This is a genomic window from Aquabacter albus (genome assembly GCF_040049275.1).
Taxonomy (GTDB): Bacteria; Pseudomonadota; Alphaproteobacteria; order Rhizobiales; family Xanthobacteraceae; genus Aquabacter.
In genome coordinates this window covers 445731-466610 of sequence record NZ_JBDZDT010000004.1, presented here as the reverse complement: position 1 = coordinate 466610, position 20880 = coordinate 445731, and the positions used below count along the sequence as shown (strand labels likewise).

The 20880-nt window shown below is 66.6% G+C and carries 8 protein-coding genes; all 8 read right to left on the bottom strand.

Annotation, left to right across the window (positions count from 1 at the left end; translation table 11 throughout):
* Window positions 1-9 precede the first annotated feature (9 nt).
* Complete coding sequence (locus ABLE91_RS11850; protein WP_348931021.1) at window positions 10-1002, bottom strand: ABC transporter substrate-binding protein; 993 nt, start codon at window positions 1000-1002, stop codon at window positions 10-12.
* Window positions 1003-1066: 64 nt separating this feature from the next.
* The gene (locus tag ABLE91_RS11845) at window positions 1067-2311 is read right to left on the bottom strand and encodes a C39 family peptidase (RefSeq protein ID WP_348931020.1); all 1245 of its coding nucleotides are present in this window, start codon (window positions 2309-2311) and stop codon (window positions 1067-1069) included.
* A gap of 42 nt (window positions 2312-2353) precedes the next feature.
* Window positions 2354-3580 carry an alpha/beta hydrolase family protein gene (locus ABLE91_RS11840; protein ID WP_348931019.1) on the bottom strand — a complete coding sequence of 409 codons (1227 nt, stop codon included), beginning with the start codon at window positions 3578-3580 and terminating at the stop codon, window positions 2354-2356.
* A gap of 229 nt (window positions 3581-3809) precedes the next feature.
* Window positions 3810-4391 (bottom strand): cupin domain-containing protein, encoded by a 582-nt coding sequence (locus ABLE91_RS11835; RefSeq protein WP_348931018.1) that lies wholly within the window; start codon window positions 4389-4391, stop codon window positions 3810-3812.
* A gap of 292 nt (window positions 4392-4683) precedes the next feature.
* Window positions 4684-4899 carry a DUF1059 domain-containing protein gene (locus tag ABLE91_RS11830; protein WP_348931017.1) on the bottom strand — a complete coding sequence of 72 codons (216 nt, stop codon included), beginning with the start codon at window positions 4897-4899 and terminating at the stop codon, window positions 4684-4686.
* A 165-nt stretch (window positions 4900-5064) separates the two neighbouring features.
* Window positions 5065-18069, bottom strand: a complete 13005-nt coding sequence (locus tag ABLE91_RS11825) for a hypothetical protein (protein WP_348931016.1) — start codon at window positions 18067-18069, stop codon at window positions 5065-5067.
* Between the two features lie 230 nt (window positions 18070-18299).
* Entirely contained in the window at window positions 18300-19601 is a 1302-nt protein-coding gene (locus ABLE91_RS11820) for an MFS transporter (protein WP_348931015.1), read from the bottom strand.
* A gap of 241 nt (window positions 19602-19842) precedes the next feature.
* A complete protein-coding gene (locus ABLE91_RS11815) occupies window positions 19843-20466 on the bottom strand; it encodes a TetR/AcrR family transcriptional regulator (protein ID WP_348931206.1) in 624 nt (207 codons plus the stop codon).
* Between the last annotated feature and the right edge of the window lie 414 nt (window positions 20467-20880).

The following is a 20880-nucleotide window of genomic DNA, read 5'->3' as shown; positions in this document are numbered from 1 at the left end:
GCGCCGGCCTCACTTCTTCAGCTTCTCGTAGCCGGGATAGCCGGGATAGCTCTCGGCCATGGAGAGATCGACCGCGTCCTCATACTTGATGGGCTTCTGGAGAAGGTTGTCCTCGGCCATCCAGCCGAGCAGAGCCTGGATCCAGACCTTGGGCGGAGCATCGTAGTTCCAGCCGCAATTGTCGTAGGACTGCTCCAGGAGCTTCGAGTCCATATTCGGCACATAATGCTTCAGCACCTGCATGCCGAGCTTCTTGTCGGTCTTCATGATGTGGACCGCATCGAGGTGCGCCCAGACGAGACGCTTCGCCACCTCGGGGTGCTCTTTCACGAACTTCTTGGTCATGATGAGCCCGTTCCGCAGCATGTCGGAATCGAGCTTCTTCTTGTCCACGAGCTGGTCTGCCGCCAGCAGGAGCTTGGCTCCCTTGTCGAGCGCATTGGTGCCGTAGGGCTCGAACGGGAAGGCGGCGGCGATGTCGCCGGTGAGCAGCGCGGACGCCACTTCCGGCACCGGCACCAGCGCCAGCTGCACGTCCTTTTCCGAGAGGCCGAAGCGCGGAAGGATCTCATGGGTGAGGGTGAGATACTGCACGTCGAACTTGGTGACGATGCCGATGCGCTTGCCCTTCAGGTCCGCCCAGGACTTCACGTTGGGCGAGGCCACCATCATGGCGCAATTGGCCGAGGACGCGGCGACGATGACGTTCTCGATGCCGGCCGAGAGATAGCGCAGCGCGCTGGCATACTGGTTGTAGCCGGCATCATAGTCGCCGATGGCCATCAGCTGGTTGGAGCGCTGATAGTTGCCGCCGATGAACTCGACCTTGACCCCGTATTTGTCCCAGAGCTTCAGGTATTCGGCGATGTAAGGCTGGATATGGTCATAGCCCGGCGTGCCGGCCACCAGCTTGACGGTGTAGTTGTCCACGGTCTGGGCCGCCGCCGTGCCGGCTGCGACCGCGCCCATGAAGAAACCGAGTAACGCGCCCCTGATCGTCATTTGTTGTTCCCCTGGAAGGATGTTTGACAATTGGGGGAGTCGCCTCCCCATGGGGTGGAGGGTTCTATTCGGCTGCGATCCCGTGCTGCTTCGGGGCGGCTTCGGTGATGTGCTTCACCTCGCTCCAGGCCCGGGCCATGCTTTCCAGCGCCGACAGTTCCATCTCGGCGATGCGCGAGAGGATCTCGCCGGCCTTCTTGAGATCACCCTCGTAGCGCAGCACGCGGAAGGTGTCGGAAGACTTCTGCATCATGTCGGCGGCGGCGGCGGCGTCCGCCGTCTTCAGCCCGCGCATGCCAAGCTCGCGCGTCACCCGGCGCAGATAGCCGGCGGCGCCGGCGCGGCCGAGCACGCCGTGGTTGGGGATCTGGCCGCGCAGGAACAGCGGGCGCAGTTCGCCGGTGGGCGCCAGCACGTCGCCAATCTCGCCGGAGCGGATCTTCTCGGCGAAGGCAGCCATGCCCGGCGCGCCGGTCTCGAAGCGCGGAATCTGCCACTGATTGCCGAACAGCGCATAGGGCTTGGGATAGTCGCCGCAGAGAATTTTCAGGTTGCGGCGGAAGGAGTGGCGGATGGATTTCGCGATATCCCAATCCGGATCGCGCCCCCGCTCCACCCACACCATGAGGAAGGGGCCGTATCCGTCATGCAAGGTCCACTCGCCGCCATAGGGGTGGTGGTGCTCCCACGGTTCGTAGCCGGAGGGGCCGCGCTGCTTCGCCTGCGTCCACGCCTCGCGGAACACGCTGATGGGCGCGTCGTAGCGCGAATGGGGCATGATGTCGTTGGGCTCGAAAATGGTGACCGTGCCCGCTTCCAGGTCATAGCCCGCCACCACCACATGGTGGCCGAAGCCGGTCTTGCCCATGGTCTCGTGCTGGAACTTCAGGCGCGGCGAGCCCTTTGCGCCGTAAGGCAGCATCAGGGAGTAATGCAGGCCCACCTGCACCGGAATGCCCTGGTCGATCAGCCCGCAGAGCTTGGCGAACGCCTCCTCGAAGCCGTTCTCGTGGTCCTCTTCCCAATGGCCTTTGAAGCCGAGGGACTGGGCAGTGTATTCCCAGATCTCGTGGAACGGCCCCGCCCCGCCATTGAAGGCCGGCGCGCCCCATACGGGGGTCCAACGGAAGGAGAAGCCGTCGCCCGAGGTGCCGTCCGCAAACAGCACGTCGCTCTCGCCATTGAGGCGGTACATGGCGAGCGGGCCGGTGAAGTAGCACCGGCCGGAATTGCCGCCCTCCGGATAGCCCCGCGAGCCCATCCAGGTCATGGAGTAATAGGCGTCATCGTAACCGTCGACGTAGGCCATTGGGGTTCTCCGGAAAGGGGTGCCTGGTCCGTCCGCTACCTGTCAGATGAGGGGATTGGTGATCTTCTTGCGCAGCTCGCGCTCATCGATGCCGAACACGTCCACCAGCCAGTCGGCCATCAGCTCCTGGCCGATGGTGGGGTTGTCGTGCTGGCAGTGGTCGGCGCCCGTCTCCTCCTCGGTGACGAAGCGCAGGGTGACGTCGACGCCCTTTGCGGCGGCATAGTCCGCCACCTTCTGGGCGGCGGCGACGCCGAGCACGTCGTGCCCGCCATGGACGATGAGGTAGGGGCACTTCATGTTGTCGAGGTGCCCTTCCAGGACGAAGGGCTTCGCCTTCTCCATGGCCTCCTTCATGGTGGAGGCGCCGAACACGGTCTTGATGTGGTCGGCGAGCCCGTGGTCTTCTTTCGCGCCTTCCCACAGCTCGGGGATCGACCAGATGGCGCCATGGGAGATGGCGGCGGCGAGGCGGGGCTCGTAGCAGCCGGCGCGGGCGGCATAGAAGCCGCCGAGGGACGAGCCGCAGACCGCTATCTTGGACGGGTCGATATCGTCGCGGGTCAGCAGGTAATCGATGCACTTGCCGATCGGCACCTCATAGTCCGGCCGGGTCGGAATGCGGTGGCGGCGGAGTGTGCCGCCCTGGCCGGGGCCGTCGATCATCAGCACCGAGATGCCGCGCTGGAGCGCGCCATGGGCCTGCATGAACCACATCTCGTCCTTGATGGAATCCAGCCCGCCCATGCAGATGAGGACGGGCTGCTTTCCGGTGTCGAACGGTGCGCGCACGAAATAGGCGAACAGCGTCTTGCCGTCCTCATAGGGGATCTGGAGCACCTCGCCGGCGGGATTCAGGTTCTGGATGAACTTGCGCGAGCACTCCTCCATGTCGGTGAAGGCATCGAGCCGGCGCGGGTCGGCATATTCCAGCCAGAACTCGGTGTGGCGATAGTAATTGGCCGCCCGCAGCCAGCAATTCATTGCAGTGCGGATGTGGCCCTTGGAAAACTCCTCGTCGCCGCGCTCCTGGTTGAAGTCGGCGATGTGCTTCCATTCGCGGTGCCAGCTCTCCTTGTCCCCGGGGATCATGCGGCTCGCCGCGAGGAAGCATTCGGAGACGGTGCCGCCGCCTTCCTGGGTCTCGCCCAAGGCACGGCGGAACTGGTAGCTCATCCAGGGATATTTCGGCCAATGGTGCCAGCCATAGGGCTGATAGACCCCGTGGGTCACGTCCATTTCCTGGTCGATGAGCAGCTCTTCCGCCATTTCCGTCTCCCTTGGTGATCGCCCGCCGCAGGGCCACCACAGGGAAAACGTTACTCCAATCGAGGATCCATTCAAGCGACTTGAATGTCAGGAAAGCTGACGTAAAGCCAATATTTGTGCAGGTTTGCCGCTTGCCCGCGCAGTCAGGCATGCCGGCGCACCCGCAGGGACGCGGCGCGCGATGCCCAATCGTTGAATGCGCAAAAACTTTATGCAGCGCGTGAAAACGCTAGAAGGTCGGCGGCGTATTTACGAAGAGAATCCGCGCTTCTTCATCGCCCACGTTGCGATAACCGTGGGGTATTTCGGAACGATAAATAAAAGAGTCCCCGGCATTGACCCGGAACACGCGGTCCCCGAGAAGTAATTCTATGGTTCCCGACAGAACATAACCGACTTCTTCGCCGTCATGGGTCACCACGCCCTCGCTGCTGCCGCCGCGGGCGATCACATGCATGGTGCTCTGGAGGAGGTGGCCCTTGGTGTAGGGGATCAGGCGCTCCATGCGCACCCCCCGCCCCTGAACGGGGTCGAGGTCCACCACCACGCGCGCATCCTCGCGCACCACCACGGTGTGGTCCGAATTGGGGGTCTCGAACAACTGGCCGATGGTGAGGTTCAGCGCGTCGCAGATGCGCGAGAGCATGTTGAGCGACGGGTGGATCTTGTTGTTCTCAAGCTTGGAGAGCAGGCTTTCCGAGCAGCTCGCGGCCTCGGCCACGTCCTTCAGCCGAGCCCCGATGGTAAGGCGCGCATGCTTCAGCCGGGTGCCGACCTGAATCCGCACATCGGGCGCCTCCGCCGTGGCCACGCCCGTCCCTTCTTGCTCCATCGAACCGCCCATAACGTCTGCCGCAGGGCCTAGCTAGAACACTTTCGCCAGCGCTTGTCACCCATGCTTGCGTACATAAGGATAACGCTGCACGCAACGATGCCTCGCCGGATCGGCGGTCACCTGCGCATGGCCGCGGACCTGCACCCCGTCCTCAGGGCACCATACGGGGCGGAGCAGACCTTCTCCGCTTTCGCCGCGACCCGCCACCGGAGGGCCCACCTGGAGAAGCTGTTCCCCGGCGTCCCGGCGCCGCCTGGCCAAGTTGCCGTCAGGCAGCGCGGCTAGGGGCCTCCATGGGAGGCGTGCCGTCCTTGATCGCACCTTTCAGGAATTCCCGCAGTTCCGGCGTGTCGTCATGCCCGTGCAGTGCCACCGCATGCTGAACCGCCGCCTCCAAGACCTCGGCCTCGGTATCGGCGCTTATCGCGACGGTGCAGTTCATTTCGCTCGGCACCTCACGGCAATCGATGAATTTTCGAGCCATGGTCGCCTCCCTTGTCCGGGCCGTCCGAACGGCCCTGGAACCTTGCTATCAGACGCCGCCACTAAGAAATTTTTGAGGCGGTCCGATCGTCGCGCCCGGTGGCCCGGGCGCGGTTGCGCGATGCTGCGGCGCCGCCGCAGCGCCAAGCGGGTGGTCCCGCGACGCCTAGACCACGGCGTCCACGAAGTGTCCGGGAACGGGCGTCAGCCGCATGACCATGTCGTTATAGTCGAAGTCCGAGCCCTGATCGTAGGCGAGATCCTCGAAGCCGAAGGTGTTCTCTCCGAACATCCGCACATATTCGAACCCGCCGGTATTGCCGTTGCCGACCACGAAGACCTGACCGGAGGGGGTCATCAGGACCGGGGCGTAGTAGCCGGTGGTGCCGGCCACGGTCCACGTGGCGTCCTCGTTGAAAGAGGCACCGCCATGGGCGGCGGAGAAGCCGGCGTCGAGCTGCGCGGCGACCGCGTGGTGGAAGGCATCGGTGTCGCCATAGGCCACCCCGCCGACGCTCCAGGCGCCGGTGGCCCCATCCACGTCGATATGCACGAAGCTCAGCGTATTGGTGTTGGCGGAGCTGCCCGCGAGTTCCACGTTCAACGTATCGCCCTGGTGCAGGAACAGCAGAGGCTCGCCGCTGTCCCGCTGGAAGCCGGCCAGTTCCGCGCTGTCGGACAGCGAGCTGTTGGTGATGGCGCTGACCTGCAATCCCGCGACATCCAGATGCAGCGAGCCGTCCGCCTTGGCGAGGATCTCGATGGGCGGCGAGAGGTCGACCGCGTGGTTGCCGCTGAGAAGCGCGAAGCGCAACTGCTCGCCCGCGTTGAGGTAGACCGACTGGCCGCCGAGGAGAATGTCGTTGCCGTGATCGTCCGAGACGGCGCCGATGGTGGCGAGCGTGGCCGCGTCCAGCGTCACATCGGTGCCGACATGGTGGTCGGCGCGGCTGACGAGGTTGCCGGCCGCGTCCACGGCATAGACCAGCAAGGTCGCGCCGCCCGGAAGCGAGGATCCCTGGGCCTCGAACCTCACCCAATGGCCCGGCACGGCATGGTCGGCATCGAACATCAGTTCGATGCCGTGACCATCCAGGGCGGCCTTCAGCGAGACGCCGTCGACCACATGGCGGCTGGGATAGAGCGATCCGACCTCCGGAACATTGTCGGCCACCGCCTGATCCAGGGCCGAGCCGGTATGGGCGGCGATGGCCGCGTTGAGCGCGCCGGCATCGCTTCCTGCCGCCCGGATCGCATCGGCGGCCGCGCCCTGGGTGTCGATGCTGATGGCGAACACGGTGCGCAGGAACGAAGCGGCATCGGACTGGGAGGACGCGGCCTGGGTCACGAGGGTGTTGGAGGCCGTCGCCAGCGCCGCCACCGCCGCGCTCGCGGCGGCTCCGACGCCGGCCTCGATGGCAAGATTCTGCACCGTGGTGGCATTGGTGAGATCGAACAGCGCGCCGGAGGACATCTTCTCCGCCATGAAGCTCACCGCATCGGCTGCGCCGGCGGCTTGCAACAGGGTGATCGTGTTGAGGACCATGGACCCGGCCGCCAGGACTTTCCTGGCATCGAAATCGCCCGCAAGCGTCTCGGAGACGGGATTGAAGGTCATGAGGTCGATGTCGGAGGCAAGGCCCAGCGCCGTCGAGATGGTCGTCTCGGCGGTGGTGGGATTGGCATCGCCCGGCGTCGCGAGCTTGGAAATGAGAGTGGTGAGCGGGGTCAGGACGGATGAACTCGCCGGAGCCGTCAGGGTGCCGGTGAACGCAAGGCCCGTGGCCGTGTCGATGCCGCCTCTCAGGGTGATCCGGCCAACCGGGTTGACGAGGGTGTAGCCCCCGGTCGGACTGACCGCCGCGCTGGCCTCGCCGGGATCCTGGACGCCGTTGAGGTTCCTGTCGGCGAAGACCGTCGCACCCTCGATGTAGCCGTCGATGCCGAAGATGTTGCTCACGATCCAATCGCCGACATCTTCGGCGCGCTCGGACAGATAGGCGACGCCGGACACAATCCCGTCGAGCGTGAGTTCGAGGCCAGAGCCGAGCGTGTAGAGAGCCGAATTGATGGTCGCGGAATAGGTGATCAGGGATTCCCCGATGATGCCCACATAGACGTTCGAACGGAACAATTCGACGAAGTCGTCACCGAGGCGGGTAATGTCGTGATGGAGAGCGTCCACGTCCCCGGTCGCCAGATCGCCGAGAAAGAAGCCGAGGCTCGTCGCCAAGTTTCCGGCGACGTTCAGGTCGAAACCGGTGGTGATCTTGTAGTAGTCGCTCACCAGATGGCCCGAGGCGGACAGGATCCCCGCCGTATCGCCGTTCTTTACGGCATTGCCGAAATCGAGAAGGTGGGGGACAGCCGTCTTGCCGTTGTCGACGGCCTCCTGGCTGGATTCGAACACGATCGAACTGATGAGGCCCGCCGTGGCCCCCGCGATGGTGAAGGCGCCGCGCAGCGTATCGGTGAGGCCCTCTCCCAGGAAGTTTGAGACGACACTTTGGGACAGAGCGTAGAGCGCGAGCTTCGAACCGATCCCGGCGACGGTAAGGGTCGACCCGCTGACGCCCAGGAGGTTCCGGCCCAATTCGCTCGCCAGCGAGCCGCCCGCCAAAGCGGCCCCGAGCCTGGCATAGCCCTCGACACTGGTGGGATCGGTTACGATGTCGTCGTGGATCACGCCGAGGAAGTTCTGCATCCCCTGCGTCTTGGAAAATCCGGTATCGAGAAGCCCATAGAGGTTCTGCTGAACCGATGGGCTGCCGCCCCCCAAAATGGTGTCGATGTCGTTCTGGATATCGCCGGCGTGGGCGGGCAGATATCCATTCTTCATATAATCTTCGGTGGCGGCGGCCAGCTGATCGCGCGCGTATACGCTGGAGGGCAGCGATATGAGCGCGCCGAGGCCGGCAACCACGTCATCGACATAGGCGGCCGACAGCAGCTGACCGCGCAGGTTCGATTCCACGTGGCCCGAGTTCTGCGAATTTAGACGCCCGACGCCGGCACGATCGTTCACGAACAGCCACGCAAGGGCGATCTGGCGCTCCAGCTCCGGATCTGAATCGCTGCTGGCCGTCCGCGCGAGGTCGGCCTGGGCGTCGAGGAGGGAGAGCGCCAGGTCGAGATCGACCGTCAAATGGTTCGGCTGAGAGCGGTCCGTAACGTAATCGACCACGTCGGCCGCAGCTTTTCCGTACAGCAGGAGCTGGCCGATGGCCGCCTGGGCTTCGGCCTTGGCGGATGGGCTCGTGGTCGGGGATTCGATCAGTGCGCCCAGCGCCAATTCGAGACCGAACGATGAGCGGTTGGCAGGGCCCGGCAGCAGATACTGCACCCCCGGGGCGACCGTGATGGTGGCGAAAGGGTGGAACCCCGACACACTCAGCGCCTGGCCGGCATTGATCTGGGCCAGCAGGTAGGCCTCGGCCGCGAACTGGTCAGTGTAGGTGTCCGGATCGTGCTGGTAATTGGCGATGCCGGTCGGAAAGAACCGGGTAATCGCCTCGTTCATGGTCAGCGCGTTGCCGGCCGTCTGCATGTGGTGCGCGAGATCGAACTGGAGATCGCCACTCTCGATGCGGGCGAACACGAATGCCTTGATCTGGTTTGCGCTCACGGCGTCGGTCGGTCCGAACAACCGGCTGAGGTTGAGAAGCGCTTCGTCGACGGACGCGCCGCTGCCGGTTGTGAAGGTGATGAGGTCCGCCGCCGCTTCGGCGATGGTCATCAGCCCGTGCGTGACCCGGAAGTAATCGTAGCCCACCTGCGCATCGGAGGCGGACAGCCACGTATCCGCCAGCAGATGGTCGCCCATGGTCCGGAAATGCGCCACATAGTCGGCCGTGAAGGCGACCTTGGTGGCCTCGTCCGGCGCATCGGTCAGAACCGCGACCCGCAGGATCTCGAAATGGCCGGAGGCGATCGCGTGCGCGGCGAGCTGGGCCGCGCTGAGCCGGCCTTCGTGGAAGATCTCCAGCACTTCGGCGAGCGCCGCGGCCGTGGTTTGAGCACCGAAGCGAGAATTGTCCGCGATGCTGAGCAGCGCGTCGATGGTCGCGGCCGCAAGGGTCGGATCCGCGACGAACGCGTCGTGGATCGTATCGAGGCCGCCCGGAAGTCCGAGCAGGATATCCAGGATCTCCCCGTGCCCGGTCGAGCCCGCAGTCGTGAGCGCCCTCAGGAAGATGGCCGCGCCCTCGGGCGCCGTGAGGCCCGCGTCCGATACGAGAGCGGGGACGTGGGAGGCGGCCCATGTGCCGAACACGCCGGCCGGATCGGAGGTCTCGGCCACGAGCAGCCGCGCTGTGACATGAAGCGCGTCGAGCGCCGCCATCCATCCCGACTGGATGGCGCCCGTGATCCCGTCGCCGACCGCCGGCGAGCCGCTCGCGATGTCGGCAACCACCTGCGCGAAGGCGGCGTCCTGGATCGGGCCGTTGCCGTGGAGGGTGAGGCGGAGCAGAAACTCCTCGGCGACTTCCGGCGCAAGCGCGAGGCCCGCGGCGACGCCGGCCGGGGTCGTGCCCGACAATTCATGGACAGCGCTCGCCGCGGCCACGGCGGTGATGTAGCCGCCGTTCACCAGGGCCGATACGGCCTCGACAGAACTCTCCAGGGCCGGCTCGGACATCTCGACGAGGAGGTGCACCAGTTTTCCGGCGGGATCGCCGGAACCCTGGGCAAAGCCCGTCATGACGGAGACGAGCTCCGCTGTGGTCAAGCGCCCGCTGTCCAGCAGCGCGCTCAACTCGGTGGCTGCGGCCAGCACGGCGTAGGGGCCGGGCCCGTCCTCGGTCGCAAAGCTCGTCAGGAGGGACGCGAGCCGCGACGCGCTCAGCCGTCCCGCCACGAGGGCCGCATCCGCGACGGCGATGAACTCAGCCATCGCTGCGGCGGCCGCTGTGGCGTCGGTCAGGGCAGCGAGCGGCGCCGCAAGGAAATGGCCCAGGCCGCGATAGGAGAACGCGGCGCCCGGCTGGAAGGCGGCGCCGGGCGACAGATCGACAGCTCCAGCGATGGCGAAGGCCATGGCTTCGAGCTGCGCGGGGTTCCCGCCCGCCGCCCGCGCTGCCTGCAGATCGGACAGGATCGCATCCCGCGCGATCCGGCCTTCGTCGATGTGCGAAACCACCTCCAGGACCAGGCTGTCCGATACCGGACCCGCAGCGAGTTCGATGACGAGACGGCCCACCGCAGGAAGGTTCCCCTCGTGCAGCAGCTGGCCCCACGCCGCGAGCGCCTCATCGATGGTGATCGTCCCGGCCGTGATCAGGTCTCGTGTCGCGCCAAGGACGGCAGGATCGTTGCTCGGGACGGCGACGACGATCGCGGCGAACAGCTGGAGATTGGTCTCCGGCGTTCCCGCCGACGTGATGGCGGTGAGGATGTCCGTGATCGAAAGTCCGGGCCGGACCAACGAGGCGAGTTGCTCCCCCAGCGACATCGTAATCTGGAAGAAGAAGGGGTCACTCTGCGGATCGTGATTGGCGAGAACCGTGGCGGCGAATATCCCAGCCTGGGTGCCGTGGATAAGGCCGGCCGCGACCGCGTCCGCAAGCGCCGATCCATCATCCAAATAGTTCATATAGGCCGCAGCAGCTGCGGCCGAGAGGGCGAGGTCCGCGCTCACGCCCAGCTTGATCAGGAGCTGTGCTGTCTCGCTCTCCGGCAGCGTCGTCCCCGATGCCAGAACTTGCGCGACCGCCTGCCCGGCATCCACGGCACCCGTCGCGATCAGCGCCCGGATGAGCGAGGCGATGGCGGTCGTCGTATCAGGCACGGCCGCGGTCCCGAGGTCCTTGACGGCGTCGATGGCCTGCATGACCGTCGTAGCGGGCGGCTCGTTCGGGACGAGAAGCGCCACCATCGCGGCGGCGGCGTCCGCCGTGTAGGCGCTGTTGAGCGCCGCCAGGATGGCGGACAGCCGCATGCCTTCGGCGGGAACGACAGCGCCGCTTGTCACGGCTGCATCGATTGCCTCGAAGAGATCCGCGACTTGGAGGAGCGAGATCAACTTCGTTGCGATTGCGATGTCCGTCGAGGGAACAACCGGAATCGCGTTCAACAGAAGGAACGCCGCCTGGGGCACCGTCAGGGTCTGCTGCACGATGCCCGTGTCGATACCGGCGAAGATCTGAGCGGACGTGATCAGTCCACGGTCGACCATGCCGGCGATGGCGTCCACCGCAGCGCCCTGAAGCCCGGCCTCGTTGACGGCGACGCGGGCGATCAGGAAGGCGAGGTTCGCATAGTCCGAACTGCCGGCGGGCGAGGCCGCCGACCCTGGGAGAGTGGCATTGGCAAAGCCGACTAGGAAGGCCAAGGCGGCCTGTTGGGCGACCACCCCCTGCTGCAGCGCCGTGATGACATTGGCCGCGAGGTTTTGAGCGGGTGCCTGGAAGTCGAGCCGGACAGCGATGTCGGCCGCGAACGCCTGCGCGCCGGACGAGAGGCCCAGGACGAAATTGGTCTGCTGGGCGAGCGTGAGGTCGTCGACGAGGCCGGCGAGCACCGTGGAACTGACCACCCCTGACAGGGCCGCCGCGTGTCCGGCGGAGACTTGCGCCCCAATCGCCCCCACTGTCGCGACGGCGAACAGGATGTCCAAAGTGTCGTTGACACTGGCCAGCGGCACGGATGCGAACGTGGCCAGAGCCTGGTCGAGGGTCAGGGATGGGAAGCCGATCGCGACGTCGATCAGGCCCTGCGCGATGGCGGCATCGGTGACCACCGGGGCGGACGGATCGCCCAGGCCCGGATTCTGCGTGGCCGTCAGCAGCGCCAGAACGTGGACCGCGTCCACCCTCGAAATGGCAACACCCGCCGAATCCACGATCGCCTCGACGATCCCGGCCGCGTCATGGCCGAGCGCGCCGAGGAAGGCAGCGATGAGCGCGGCTTCGCCGAGCTGGGCGGCCCCGGTCGGTGCCGCGAGAAGGACATGCTCGGCGCCGGCCAGCGCGTCGTCTTCGGTGATCTTGCCGGCCGCGACGAGGCCGGCGATGGCGACGGCGCCCGCATGGGTGACATCGGTTTGGCCGACCTGACCGAAGCTCGACAAAGCGAACACGGCTTGGGCGGCGGTGAGCGCGGGACCGGCTCCGCCGACCGCCCCGGCGATGTCGCTCGCGGCGGCTCCCGCCGTCGCGCCGGACGTCAAGGTGTCGGACAGCAGGCGGGCCAATACGGCCGTGAGCTCGCTCACCGGCACAGCCGGGTCGATCATTCCTGCCAGAAGGACGATCCCATCCTCGGCGGCCGAGAAGGCATTCGCGACCTGGGCGGTCGTCGCGCTTGACCCCTGGATCAGGGAGGCAAGCTCTGCTGCGACCGCCGCATCGAGGCTCGACCCGCCGCGCGAGGTGAGTTCGATCAGGATGCCGAGGCCGTGCGCGACCGTCACGAGGCCGCCCGCCATAGCGGTCTCCACGCCCGCCACGACGGTTGCGTCAGGCAGAGTGAGGAGAGCTGCGTAGAGGCTGTCCTGCAATGCATGCAGCGCCGAACTCGGCGCCGATGCGAGCCGGGCGTCGACGACGTCGAGGATCTCGATCAGCAGCTTGGCATCGGGAGAGGGCGCGGCGAAGAAGCTCGGGCTGAGCGACCCGGTCTCCATCAGCGTTGCGAGGCTCGCCACGCTGGCGGCCACGAGGGCGGGGATCTGCCCCGATGTGGACGAGTTGTTCGCGAACTGGGCCAGCAGCGCGGCGATCGTGGTGGCCGGAACGGTCTGAGGCGCCGCTTCCGTTGCGGCGACGAGCTGGGCGGTCGCGGCGGCGGGCGTGATCGCGCCGCTATCGATCAACGCGTAGACGAGAGCGCCTGGATTGACGAAATCCGCCGGGCTCTGGAGCGCCAGCGCTCCGATGAACACGGCGCGGCCGCTGTCGAGGGCCTCTGATGCAACCGCCATCTGGAGGGCCGACTGGATCAGGAAGAAGCCGTTGCCGGTCGTGATCCCGAGATGGCCGTTGGACACCAGCGACACCAGCTCCGCGGCGACCGCGACGTTGGCGGTCGGGCCGAACCCGGCGGCCAGGGTAAGCAGTTGATCGAGGGCCTCTGCTCCGGTGAGGGTGCCGGCCACAACCGATGCGTCGATGGTTGCGATCGCGCCTGCGACTTGCTCGGCTTCGATGAAGCTGGCGAGCAACCTGTCGCCGATCTCCGACACGCCGGCGTTCGCAGCAGAAGCAAGCCCGAGAAGGACTTGGATCGCCTCGCCGATGGTGATGACCGGGGCGTGGCCGGAGAGGTCGCCGTTGATGCCGAGCAGCAATCCGGCCGAGAGCTGGGCTTCCGTCACCCAGCCCGCCGCCAGCCATTCGCCGAGCGCCAGTCCGATGTCGGTCTCGTGCGCGGTGGTTTCTCCGGCCGCGAGCGCCATCACCACCTGCAAAGCGGCGCTGACCGAGAAGAACCCGTCCCCCGCCGACGGCCCGAGCGCGGCGACGGCTTCGGCCGGTGTCATCCCGCCGCTGGCGACCAAGGCCTCCGCGATTGCGATCGTCGTCGCGACATTGCCGAAGGAGATGGAGGCGGCGGCAGCGGCATCGATGGCCTGGACGGCCGTGATGGTGTGGTCAAGGACGGCGTCGCTCATCCCGCTCGCCAGGACCGGAGTGGTCAGGAGCGTGCTGAGATGGCTCATGATCAGGCCGACGGCGGCCGCCCCGCCGACCGAGACCACGCCGAGGGTCAGGGCCAGAGCCTGTGCCGGTGACACGGTCCCGCCATAGGTGGGCCCATCGATCGCCGCGACGACCTGCGTGGCCGAGAAGGAGCCGTCTGTGTAGAGCCCACCGATCGCGCGGCCGGCCTCCAGCTGCACCGCATTCCCCCCGGCGATCGCGGTCGACACCAGAATGGCTGCGGCCTGGGCGTCGGTGATCCCGGTCGAACCGGCTGTCGCGGCCATGATATCGGCCACGATGTCGGCGGGCAGCAGCGTCGCCGAGGCGAGGGCGACGATCTGTGCCCCGATGGCGGCGAGCTGCGCCGGCGCGGCATCCGCGGAGGCCTGCGCAAGCGCGGTGACCACCTCGTCCAGCGAAAGGCCGTGTGAGGTCAGATAGGTGAGTTCGTCGTTGACGGTCGCCAGCAGCGTCGCCGTCGCGGCTTCGAAAGCGGCGCCCGTAAGGTCGTGGGAGTCCACCTGGGCCAGCCGGAACAGGTATGCCTTCTCGATCAGCGCGAGGGCCTGCATGGGCGTTGCGTGCTGGCTCGCGACGGCGTCGTTGAGGCCGGTCAGGATGTCGGCGGCCACCAGGGCGCCGACGCTCGACGCGCTGCCGCCGGTGATGGCGTCGGCGATCGCTTCGGCGGCTGCCGCGACGATGGCGGGCGAAGCCGACCCATAGGCGATGCCCACCAGCGTATCGATCGCCTCCGCGGTCGGCCATTGCGCGCTGGTGGCGAGATGGATGATGGCAAAGGCCACATCCGCCGCGCTGAGCTTGCCCGCCGCCATCAGCGCGTCCAGTTCGGCAATGGCGAACGGCCGCGAAACGTTGGCATAACTGCCGAGCACAATCTCGACGGCGTTTTGCGGGCTCAGTTGGTTCAGCCCGCTGCCCATCACCTCGCCGAGCCCGCTCAAGGGCATTGCGCGGGACGCGATCTCGAGCCCATAGGCGAGCGCCTGGCCCGTCAGGCCGCCGATCTGGGCGAGCAGCGCGGCTTTCTCGGCCGCGGACAGCATGAAGGCCTGCACGATGATGCCGGCCAGATCGGACGGAGAGAGACCCCCATTGGCGATGTCGATGATCGCGACGGCAGCCGAGCTGCTTTCGCCCATGCGGGCACTGAGGTCGTTGGCCAGAGCGAGGATGACGTCGGTCAGCGTCACCCCACCGGTGCCGTTGACGGCGATCGCCTCCAGATTGGCGTAGATGGACGCTTGGCTCGCGCTGATATGGGAGAGCGCGACCAGTGTGTCGAGCACCTGCTCATGGGTGATGACCGGGCTGCCGGTTATGAGCTGCGTGCGGAGAGCGGTGATCGCCTCGTCCGTGGTGAGCCGCCCGTCGGCGAGCAGCGACACGAGTTCCGTCTGCGTGTCGGCAGCAACAAGGATGTTGCTGGCGTTGAGGAAGGGCAGAAGCGCCTCGAACGCCGCTTTGCCGAGGCCCGGCACCACCGCGAGCGCGTCGATGCCGGCATATCCCGTTTCACGGTTGGACGGGTTGGTGCTGCCGGCGAGCGCCACGAAGATGGCCAGCGCCGCCTGCCCGAGCCCGGCATCGGTCCCAGCGAGGGCCGCAACCTCGGTAAGGGCGTCCGCGCGCACCGTGCCGTCCGCGCGCGAGATGACGGAGCCGAGGATCTCAATCGCGTCGAGGGGCGCGATATTGCCCAGCGCCACTTCGGCATCAAGGGCCGCCACCGTCAGATGCGCGTCGACGATCAGTGTCGCGAACAGCGTCCGGACGGAGCCCGGCTCGACGGGAAGAAGGGCCTCGAGCAGGGTAACGGCGGCCGCAGCCGTGATTTCTCCAGCAGCGATGGTCGAACCCAGCTGATTGGAGATGATGAAGATGGTGATGTAGGGCGCGATGTGGCCAGGCGGGATGGTGCTCGCGAGGCTGACGATGGACGCGAGCGCCGCGACCCCAGCGTCCTCCCCTTCACCATAGAGATCGAGCAGGAATTGCGAGGCTTGCTCGGCGGTGATGTCGTTGCCGGCCGCGATCCGGGCCGGCAGCGCGTCGAGCACGGCCTGCGCAGCCGCCACGTCCGTGGCGAACAGGGCGGCAATGAGATCGCTGACGTGAAGAACCTGGGCGGCGCTGCCGAGACCGGCCGTCGCGGCGAAGTTCGCGGGCGTGGTGAGGATGGTGTCGAGTTCGCCCGCCAACGCGGCCTGAAGGGCGGCCGAGGCACCGGGCACCTGGAGATCGATCAGCGCCAGGACCACCTGCCGGGCCGAAATGGCCCCGCCATCGATCAGGTCCTGAAGCGCGTCTTCGATGAGATTGCCATCGAGGCCGGCGGCCTGGAGATTGGCGAGCGCGGCGACGGCGCGAAGCGGGCTGAGCGTCCCATTCCCCACAGCGATCGCTACGTCCGCCACAGCGCTCTCTGCCGTGAGCAGACCCTCAGTGACAAAGGCCGCGATCTGGGTGGCCGCTGCCAGCGCGACGCCCGCCTGGACGGCTTCTTTCTGGACGCCGAAGAGAGCTTGCCCGGCCGTCTCGACGGCCGCGAAAAGGATCGCGGCGACATGATCTGCGTCGGGGCTTCGGGCCGCGAGCGAGATAGCCTCGGCGAGGATCGCGGAGGCAACCGGGGCCGTGGCCAAGGCCTGGATATTAACCAGGAGCGTGAAGGCCTCGTCGAAGCCGAGCGGCGAGCCCGGCCCGCCGATCGCGCCATCGAGAACCGCGAGGTTCGCGAGGTCGGCGGACAGCAAGGACGCGATCGCATTCCAGGCCGCGATCTGCCCGGCGGCGTTCGGTGCCGTCGCCACACCTGCCCACAGCACGGTCGCCTGCGCGCTGGTCAGGGCCTGCGTGGCCACCGCCTCCAGCACCTCCGCCACGCTGTCCGCGGGGACGAGACTGGCGTCGCTCCCGATGATCCGCGCGATCTGGCGTCCGGCCAGGACTTCGTTCGCGTCGCCCGTCGTCGCGCCCGCAAAGCCGATCACCACCGCGATGGCTTCAGCCCCGCCATGACCGGCATTCGCCACAACCTGCGCGCCGATGGCCGCAAGCGCGGTCGCGACGGTCAGGGCTTGGTTCTCGACGTCGCGGATTCCGGCCGCAGCCGACTGCGCCAGTGCGGCGCCGATCTTGGCATGCACGTCCGCGTCGCCCGAAGCGAGGGCGGCCTGGACGAGGACCTTCAGGGTCAGGGCGCTGGAATCCGCCAGGAAGGCCCTTGCAAGATCAGCCGCGATGCTGGCGGACGACATGCTCGGGCTCGCGTCGAACAGGTCCGCCAAGGCGGCGGCAGCGGCGGCGATCAGGGCGTCGTTGCCGACATACTGGAAGGTGTTGTTGAGGAGTTGATAGTTGCCGTTCGCCCCGATGCCGAGGAGCACCGTGACGCCCGCGTCGTGCGTGAGGCCGAAGCCGGTGATCGCGTCCTGGATGGCCGCCGCGGCCTGCGCCGCGGTCAATGTTCCGTTCTCCACGAGCCCGCGGATGGCGGTGCCCGCGCGCTGGAGCGGGTCCTGCGACGGCTGCGAGGGCGTGCCGGCGGCGCTTGCAATGCCGGCCAGCAGGGAGACGGCTTCCGATGCCGTGAATTGCCCGGCCGCGAGACCGGAGGTCACCGCCGTCACGGCGGTCTGCGCGCCCACGCTCGTGGACGGGGCCGAGGAACTGCCGTTCACCAACCCGGCCAGCTGCGCTCCGGCAACGTTGAACAGGCTCGGCTCCGCCCCGGCAATGGCGACGAGATACTGGAGCGCACCTGCGCCACCGCCTCCGGAGGCGAGGCTCGCCAGGCTCTGGGCCGAGGCGACGAGCGCATCGATGGCGGCAGCGGAATCGATCTCATCGGCCTGGACCAGGGCGATGACCCCTGCGGCCACTGCACTTGCGGCGTTCGCGAACGCGACACTGCCGAGCGGGGCGCCGTACAGGATGCCGACGCGGCCGAGGAGCGCGATGGCATCCAGGACCGCGAGGTTGTCGCTGTGTACGAGGCCGTCGAGCGCCGTGGCGAGATCGGCGACGCCGAGCGGCACGGACGTCAGCAGCTTGGCGATCTCGGCGGCCGGCTCATACCGATGGTTCGCATCGGCAACCACGAAAGCGGCGGCGAGCGCCTCGATGGCGAGGTTCGCCTCGGCTGCATCGTGTCCGACGAGGCTCCCGAGCTTTGCTTCGGTGTCAGAGAGAATGACGGATGACGGACCTGCGAGGATGCCGGCCAAAAGCCCGTAGGCATAGGTTGGCGGCGTCGCGCCGAACGGGAACGCCGTTGCGAGGATACTGACCAGCTGGGTCGCGGCCTGGAAGGAGCCACCAGAGCCGCCAACCCGAGGATTATTCTCGACGAGATATGCGATCCCGAGCCCGGCCTGGATCTGAAAGTCGAGGTCCCCTGACGCCGCGAGCGCAATCAGCTGATTGGTCGCGTCCGTGAAGGTGAGGGGGGTCGCAAGGAAAGCGCTCTTGACTGCGTCAATGGACGCATAGGGGCCGCCGGGCATCGTTCACTCCCATGAGGCAGCCTGAAGGATCGCTGGTTTTGATTGTTCGAAGACTGTCCCGTGCGGGCCACGCCTGAAGCTTCGCGCCCCCACGCGCGAAGCTGAACAACCCGACACCCCCGAGCTCTCGGACAGCTAATGCCAAGCTTTCTCACATCCGGGCAATCTGTGCAATGCCGAAAGGCCGGCTCCCATCTGGGCTCACGGGAAAGTTTCTCCGTGCCGGCGTCTCACGCCAGGGCGCGGCGGGGGCGGCCGGACGGGCCGAGCAGGATGATGAGCCCGAGACTGAGCAGGAGCGCGCCCGTGATCACGGCGAACATGGCAAGTGGCCCCGAACCCGTGAGCAGCGGCAGAAGCACGAGGGGAACGCAGATCGACACCAGCCTGCCCATGCCCCAGGCGCCAGCCGTCGCCGACGCCCGCCGCGATGTCGGAAACATCTCGGCTGCATAGAGGCCGAGGATGGCGCTGTAGACCGCGCTGGCGAGGTTGAAGGCCAAGCCCAGCAGCACCAGCGGAATGAGCGCCGTGGTGGCCGCGAAAGCGATGCCTGTGCAGACCATGATGCTCGCGGTGACAACGAGCGCAACGCGCCGGTCCAGCAGGTCGATGGCGGGGGCGGCTCCCAGGATGCCCAAGGCGGGGCCCAGCATGGACAGGCCGGAGAACAGGATCGAGTCGCCGATCGAAAACCCCTTCTGCACCATGACGGCGGCGCTCAGGAGCGGGAAACCCAACGTCGCCCAGGGCCCCAACCCGTAAAGGATGGCGAGGAACGCGAACCTTCGGCCGTTGCGCCCTGTTTCGGGCGGCGCTGTCTCCCCTGGCGCGCGTGGGGAGGCGGCGACGGGGGGCGAGGACCTGGAATGACGAGACGCCGCCGCCTCGAAGCGCCGCAGAGCCGAAGCCGCCTCATCATCCCGCCCGCGCGCCGCCAGCCAACGCGGCGATTCCGGCACCCATGCCAGCAGCACCGCCGGGATGGCCGCCACCAGACCGCCTCCCGCCAAGACCCAGCGCCACCCCTCCAGGCCGAAGGTCAGCGGCGAAAGCGCCTTCATGGCGAGGATCGCTGCCGGCGCTCCAAGAAAGGCCAATCCTGCGCAGACCATCATGAGAACGCCGCGGCGGGCCGGCGGCAGGATGTCGGACAGATACGTCGCGGTGAGGGGCGGGTAGCCCCCGATCGCAAGGCCCGAGACGAACCGGGCGATGGTCATCGACGTGATGTCCTGGCTTGTCGCCGCCGCCGTGGAGCTCACCGCGATGATCACGAGCGCGATCTGCAGCGCGAGGCGGCAGCCGTAGCGGTCGGCCAGCCATCCGAATATCGGAGCCCCCAGCGCGCCGCCCGCGAAGACCGATGCGAGGAGGAGGGAAAGATCCGATCTCGCCAGACTGTAAGGAGGCGCCAGAAAGACGGCCGCCAGCACGTTGCTCAAGGCGACTTCGGCGATATCCGCCGAAAGGCCGACGGTGCAGAGCGCCAGGATCGCACGGTGGAGGAGCGTGACGGGAAGCGCGTCCATCCGCGCGCCGATGGCGGCAAGGCCAGGGTGGAGAGCACGGACGTTCTGACCTTCCGCCGACCCATGTAAGGCTGCCGGTTCGAAAGAGACTGTCGGTTCGGAAGAGCCGGCCGTAGCCGCTTGCGTCGATCCGGATTCCACGGCCCTGGTGCCCCCAGCCGGCCGATCCGACTGCCCCGACGGTAGCGCAAGATGAGCTCCCGCGCCTAGGCTGAACACGCCGTCGGGCGAGAATTGTGGCCTATCTCCGAACGGTTTGCCGGCGTGCAGGGTGCGGCTTTGCGCGGGCATCGCTCTTGGATGCCACCGCGCTGCCGAAGAGAATGCTATGGCACATCAGGCGATAACGGCCCGACAGCTCCGTCAGCGCGGGGGGCGGCAGGGCTTGGTTGACCCCGCGCGCGCCATCGGCAAGCGCCTGGGCGATCTCCCTTGGCGACAGGTCGCCCGTCAGATGAAGCAGACCGTCCTCGGCGAGCGAGACGATCAGGTTCTCGATGTCGCTCTGAAACGAGGTCGCGAATTCGATCATGATGTCCCGGCACTTCATGAAGGCCACTGCGTTCAGTTCGACTGTGTGCGGAGACACCTGCACGATACGGCGCGTGGTCCCGTAACGGATGTCCATGATCTCGCTGATGATGTCGACCGCGCTGCCGCCTCCCTGCCTCACCCGCTCTCCCGCCTCGAGGGCTGTGCGAATGTCCTGGGTGCTGCTGTGGCGGATCGATGCGCGAAACGCCTCTTCCTTATTCTTGAAGTGATAATAGAGCGCCCGGCGGGTAAATCCGCACACCTCGGCGAGATCGACCATTGTTAACTTGCTGTAGCCGTAATGAAAAAATGCATGCTTTACTCGCAACATCAATTCGTCGCTTGGAATCATCATTCGCTCACCAGCGCAAAAGGGCGCCCTGCTCGTACGAGATAGTGAATATAAACAGCATCGTGCCTTGGTCGTCGCATTTCTGTCAATCGACGATTTCAGCGTATGTGTTACGAATAGAGTGTCATAATGTTGCACTTCTCAAGCAATTAAGGGGTCGCTTACTGCTCTACCCCCTTTCGAATATGAACTCGAAAACCGAACGAGCCTGAAACTAGGCGATTGCGGTCTGATTGGGAACTTCAAATTACCACTGCCAAGCTGTTCGCACCATGGTTGCATCGTCTGGCGCATGGTGTTGAAAAACTTCGAGCGGATCTGCCGTTGCGTAAGATTGTGGTCAACCCGCGGAGGCGGGCACGCTTCGGCCGCTGAATCGTGCTACATGCGCCG

Coding starts and splice junctions, on each gene's coding strand:
- ABLE91_RS11820 (WP_348931015.1), bottom strand. CDS start 19,601: ATGGACGCGCTTCCCGTCACGCTCCTCCACCGTGCGATCCTGGCGCTC.
- ABLE91_RS11825 (WP_348931016.1), bottom strand. CDS start 18,069: ATGCCCGGCGGCCCCTATGCGTCCATTGACGCAGTCAAGAGCGCTTTC.
- ABLE91_RS11815 (WP_348931206.1), bottom strand. CDS start 20,466: ATGTTGCGAGTAAAGCATGCATTTTTTCATTACGGCTACAGCAAGTTA.
- ABLE91_RS11845 (WP_348931020.1), bottom strand. CDS start 2,311: ATGGCCTACGTCGACGGTTACGATGACGCCTATTACTCCATGACCTGG.
- ABLE91_RS11830 (WP_348931017.1), bottom strand. CDS start 4,899: ATGGCTCGAAAATTCATCGATTGCCGTGAGGTGCCGAGCGAAATGAAC.
- ABLE91_RS11850 (WP_348931021.1), bottom strand. CDS start 1,002: ATGACGATCAGGGGCGCGTTACTCGGTTTCTTCATGGGCGCGGTCGCA.
- ABLE91_RS11840 (WP_348931019.1), bottom strand. CDS start 3,580: ATGGCGGAAGAGCTGCTCATCGACCAGGAAATGGACGTGACCCACGGG.